We start from the raw sequence: 1,194 nt of genomic DNA on the forward strand, positions 1-1,194 counted from the left end.
CTATACGGTCGCGCAGGAACGCGCTGCCTGAGTGAGCCTGCCAGAAGTCCGACAAGTGGTGCATGACTGTCCGGGCCCCGTACATGGAAGGCTGGAGCGTCCGCCAGCTCCTCGCGCCCGGCCCTGACACCGGGGCCGGGCGCCCCCGCCCTCATGCCGGGAGACCCCGTTGCGTCCCACCACACTCACCGCTGCCGCCGTGGCCACACTGTTCCTCGCGGGAGGCTGCTCCGACGAGCCCGAGGCGAAGCGGCCGAGCCCCACCGCTGCGACCGCTTCCGCCGGCAAGCCCGCACAAACACCCGCGACACAGCCGCCCGGCCTCGACCTGCCCGAGAACGCGCGGACCCTGGTGGCCGAGACCACCGGCGACAAGACCCAGAAACTGCCCGAATTCACCCCGCAGGAAGGCGCCTACACCCTCTACGCGACGTGCGAGGGCAAGGGCAAGGTCTCGATCGTGGACCGGAACAGCGGCAACCCCCACCCGGTCACGTGCAACGGGGTCCACACCGTGGGCGTCGTCCACGACGACACAAAGCCCCAGCACCTCACCGTCCGGGTGACCGGCGGACCTTCCCTCTGGAAGGTCGCGGTGGTCTCCGGAAACCACCAGCCCTGATACGGCCATCACCGGACTTCACGACGGCCCGGGCACGGCCCCAACGCACACCGCCCAGGGGGCCGGTGTCCGCCGTGAACGGCGTGCCAGCTGCCGCAGCGTGAGGTTGGTGCGCCAGTAGGCGGCGATCAACAGGAACCGGTCCTCCAGCGGCATGCTCCACGGCTGGCCCCTGCACACCGGTTCCGCGCAATCCCTGCCATCAGCCGTCATCGGACACCGGTCACGCCTGTCGTCCTTCATTCGCTTGACGGCAGCCTCAGGTGAAGGCAATGGCCGCTCCAGTCGCGACCGAGAGTTTCGCAGCGTGGAGGAGCTGCAGGCATACATAGGACTCGACGCCGTAGCGACGCCACCCCTCAGTGGCCAGCTGCTCGGCGTCGGCGGCCTCGAATACCTCTTCGGAGTGCGGATCGAGGTCTTCTGGAAGACCGAGGGCTTCAGCGAGTCGACGGGCTTCCTCCAGCAGACGCACCGAAGACCCCAGGTAGCCGCCCGGTGCCTTTTCGTCCACGATGACGTGGGCGAAGTCGACGGGAACGTAGTAGCCCTCGCAGTCCGAATGATGGACC

2 protein-coding genes and 1 pseudogene are annotated in these 1,194 nt (G+C 68.4%); 2 read left to right on the forward strand and 1 reads right to left on the reverse strand.

Going from position 1 to position 1,194, the window contains the following annotated elements:
• Positions 1–199 precede the first annotated feature (199 nt).
• Positions 200–622: a hypothetical protein gene (locus LPA54_RS32705; protein ID WP_228916337.1), complete on the forward strand. Its 423-nt coding sequence runs from the start codon at positions 200–202 to the stop codon at positions 620–622.
• A gap of 84 nt (positions 623–706) precedes the next feature.
• On the opposite strand, the pseudogene LPA54_RS32710 reads toward LPA54_RS32705, so the two are convergent.
• A pseudogene (locus LPA54_RS32710) lies at positions 707–817 on the reverse strand (transposase family protein); the annotation flags it as partial.
• Between the two features lie 112 nt (positions 818–929).
• Here LPA54_RS32710 and LPA54_RS32715 point away from each other — a divergent pair.
• Positions 930–1,194, forward strand: a 265-nt coding sequence (locus LPA54_RS32715; RefSeq protein WP_228984392.1) for a hypothetical protein, incomplete at its 3' end; no start/stop codon positions are given.

Source organism: Streptomyces sp. DH12, from assembly GCF_020873895.1.
In the GTDB taxonomy this organism is placed as follows: Bacteria; Actinomycetota; Actinomycetes; order Streptomycetales; family Streptomycetaceae; genus Streptomyces.